General features: G+C 70.1%; 2 protein-coding genes. Both read left to right on the top strand.

Features of this window, described 5'->3' with window-relative positions; genetic code table 11:
- Positions 1 to 216 precede the first annotated feature (216 nt).
- Entirely contained in the window at positions 217 to 1,872 is a 1,656-nt protein-coding gene (locus GTY47_RS09045; protein WP_010034642.1) for an LCP family protein, read from the top strand.
- A gap of 229 nt (positions 1,873 to 2,101) precedes the next feature.
- The coding region (locus GTY47_RS09040; RefSeq protein WP_040902574.1) for an LCP family protein at positions 2,102 to 3,667 on the top strand (1,566 nt) is incomplete at its 3' end.

Here is a 3,667-nt window from a genome sequence, read left to right as displayed (position 1 = left end):
GGAGAACGCCCAGGGGCTGCCCACGATGACGCTGACCCTGGGCAAGGACTTCAAGGGTGCGGGCGCCTCCCTCACCGCTCCGTCGAAGGCGCCGGAGGGTGTCCAGAAGTCCACGGCGGACAAGGTCGAGTGCGCCGAGTGACCTGACGGGCCTGCCGTACGTCTCACAGGGCGTACGGCAGGCCTGGTCCGTGACACGGGGGTGGGGAAGAGCAGATGGCACAGAGCAGCAGTGTGTACGGGGAGGGGACGAAGCCGGGGGCGGTCCCGAACGTGCGGGTCCCGGGCAACCAGGGCAGCAGCCCGGGGCACCCGTCCGGGCCGGGCGACGGGCACGGCCGGGGAGGCCGCCGACCGGGCCGCGGTCGCCGCGTCCTGCGCTGGTCGGCGGCGTCCCTCTCCGTGCTGATCCTCGCGACCGCCGGCGCCGGCTACCTCTACTACGAGCACCTGAACGGCAACATCGAGAAGGGCCGGCGCAGCAGCGGCGACTCCACGGCGCGCAAGGCCGCCCCGAACGCGGCCGGGCAGACGCCCCTGAACATCCTGCTGGTCGGCTCCGACAGCCGTGCCTCCGACGAGAACGTGAAGCTGGGCGGCGCGCGGAAGGACCGCGGCAACCCGCCGCTGGGCGACGTGCAGATGCTCATCCACCTGGCCGCGGACCGAAAAAGCGCCGCCGTGGTGAGCATTCCGCGCGACACCCGGGTCGACATACCCAAGTGCACCGACCCGAAGACCGGGCGGACGTACCCGCCGGTCAACACGATCATCAACGCCTCGCTGGCCCGGGGCGGGGCGGGCTGCACGCTGGCGACCTGGGAGAACCTCACCGGGGTCTACATCGACCACTGGATGACCATCGACTTCGCGGGCGTGGTGAAGATGGCCGACGCCATCGGCGGGGTCGAGGTGTGCGTGCGGCAGAACGTGTGGGACCGCCCGCTGCCCGGCGTGCCCGGCGGCTCGGGTCTGAAGCTCACGGCCGGCCGGAAGAAGGTCCAGGGCGAGCAGGCCCTCCAGTGGCTGCGCACCCGGCACGCCTGGGGCAGCGACCCGCTGCGGGCCAGGGCGCAGCACATGTACATGAACTCGATGATCCGCACGCTCAAGGCGCAGAACGTTTTCACCGACACCGGCCGGCTGACCGATCTGGCCGAGGCTGCCACCAAGTCGCTGCACGTGTCCGAGGAGCTCGGCACGGTGAAGAAGCTGTACGACCTGGGGATGCAGCTGAAGACGGTCCCGACGGACCGCATCACCATGACGACGCTGCCCACGGTCGAGGACCCGCAGGACCGCAACCACCTGGTCCCGGCCGGCACCGACGCCGACCGGGTGTGGGACATGATCCGCGACGACGTGCCCTTCGACGGCAAGGGCGGGAAGCCGGGCGCGAGGAAGACACCCGAGAAGGCGTCCAAGGCGCCCGAGACGTCCGAGGACCCCGCCGCGGCGGACGATTCGATCGGCGTCCTGGTGCAGAACGCCACGCGTTCCAGCGCCCTCGGCCCGGTGACCGGGCGCGCGGGCGCCATCGCGCGGCTGCTCGTGGGGAAGGGCTTCACGCGGGCCGCCGCGGACACCTCGGGCGCGCTGTCCGAGGAGCGGACCGTGGTGCGCTATCCGAGCGCCGACCTCGCGGGCGACGCGCAGCGCGTCGCCAAGTCGCTGGGTGTTCCGGCGAGTTCGGTACGGCGGTCGACCGACGTCTCCGGCGTCACGGTCGTCGTGGGCGCCGACTGGCGTACGGGTACGGCCTATCCGAAGCCGCGGGCTCCGAAGGCGGGGGACCTGCCCGGCGACGCGGACGCCCTCAACGGCTCCGACACCGGCAAGTGCATGGACGTGTACGCGCCCTATCGCTGGTAGCCCCCGGGGAACCAACTTCGCACACCGGTCGACGACTTCCTTCCACACTCTCACATTGGAATTGGGCGGGATTGCCCACATGCATGGACGTTGAATTTGTCATTCAGCGCACATCGACGTTCAACTGGGCGGATAGTGTGAGCGATCCAGTGCTTCTGTGATGACCAGTACCCGCGCGCCTTCCGGGGGGAGAAGGCGCCGCGTGCCCCGACGGAGGAAACAGACAACCGTGGACGCGCAACGCCGTGGGCGGGGGGACCAGATCGACCCCGCAGACCAGTGGGTACTCAATCCGAACACCGGCGAATACGAACTGCGACTGACTCCATCCGGAGCGCAGTCGCCGGCGTCCGGGGCACGCGGATCCACTCCCCCGACGGGTGCGGGCGGCCGTACGGCGGGTCCGCGTGACGCGGCACCCCGTGCCGCGGTCTCCCGGGAGGGCGGCACCCGCACCGGCGTTCCGCCCCAGCGCCGGCGGCGCGGTGCGCCCGAGGAGCCGCCGCCCGGGCGGCGCGGTGGACGCCGGCCGGTGCAGCGGAAGCCGAAGAAGGCGAAGAAGGCGCTGATGTGGACCGGCGGCACGATGGCGTTCGTGCTGGTCGGGGTGGGCGCGGCCGGCTACTTCTACCTCCGGCACCTGGAGGGCAACGTCAGCACGACCGACGTCGGCAGCGCGGGAGCGAGCAACTTCAGCAAGGACGAGGCCTTCAACATCCTCATCATCGGCACGGACAAGCGCACCGGCGAGGGCAACGAGGGCTACGGGGACAAGGGCAGCTCCGGGCACGCCGACACCACGATCCTGCTGCACGTCGCCGAGGACCGGTCCAACGCGACCGCGCTCAGCATCCCCCGCGACCTGATCGTGGACATCCCCGACTGTCCGACGAAGCTGGAGGACGGCTCGGAGAAGATCGTCCCGGGCCAGCGGGGCGTCCGCTTCAACCGGAGCCTCGGCGAGAACGGCCGGGACCCCGGCTGCGCCATGCGCACGGTCAAGGAGAACACCGGCATCCAGCCCGACCACTTCATGATGGCCGACTTCAACGCGGTGAAGACGCTGACGACCGCGGTGGACGGGGTCGACGTCTGTGTGGAGAAGCCGGTCAACGACAAGCAGTCCAAACTCGTCCTGCCCGCGGGCGAGTCGACGGTCGAGGGCGAGCAGGCCCTCGCGTTCGTCCGTACGCGCAAGAGCTTCGGCAACAGCGGTGACCTGGACCGGATCAAGGTGCAGCAGCAGTTCCTGGGCTCGCTCATGCGCAAGATGTCCTCCAGTGACACCCTCACCAGCCCCTCGAAGCTGCTGAAGCTGGCCGAGGCCGCGACCGAGGCGCTGACCGTGGACAAGGCCATCGGCAGCGTCGGCACGCTCAAGGACATCGCCCTGGAGTTGAAGAAGGTGCCGACGAAGAACATCGCCTTCACGACGGTGCCGGTGGTCGACAACCCGGCGGAGACGGTGAAGGCGACGGTCGTCGTCGACCAGTCGAAGGCTCCCCAGGTGTTCGACATGATCAGGAACGATGTCTCGTTCACCGAGGTCAAGCGGCAGAAGAAGAAGGAGAAGGACGCCGAGGCCGCGCGGCTCAAGGGCAGCAAGGCCCCGGCATCCGAGGTCCGGGTGCGGATCCTCAACGGCGGAGCGGTCGCCGGCAGCGCGCAGAAGACCCTCCAGTACCTCCAGGTCGAGGAGGGTGTGACCAAGTCCGAGAACGGCGGGAACGCGCCCGCCGAGCTGGCTAAGACCACGCTCGAGTACGGCCCCGACCAGGCCGACCAGGCCCGCCGC

The organism is Streptomyces sp. SID5464 (assembly GCF_009862985.1).
GTDB classification, from domain to species: Bacteria; Actinomycetota; Actinomycetes; order Streptomycetales; family Streptomycetaceae; genus Streptomyces; species Streptomyces chartreusis_D.
Note: the sequence above shows the minus strand (reverse complement) of the source record. Positions and strands in the feature narration are given on the sequence as shown.

Bases quoted from the DNA above. Each gene is read 5' to 3' on its own strand.
- GTY47_RS09045 (WP_010034642.1), top strand. From the start codon at position 217: ATGGCACAGAGCAGCAGTGTGTACGGGGAGGGGACGAAGCCGGGGGCG.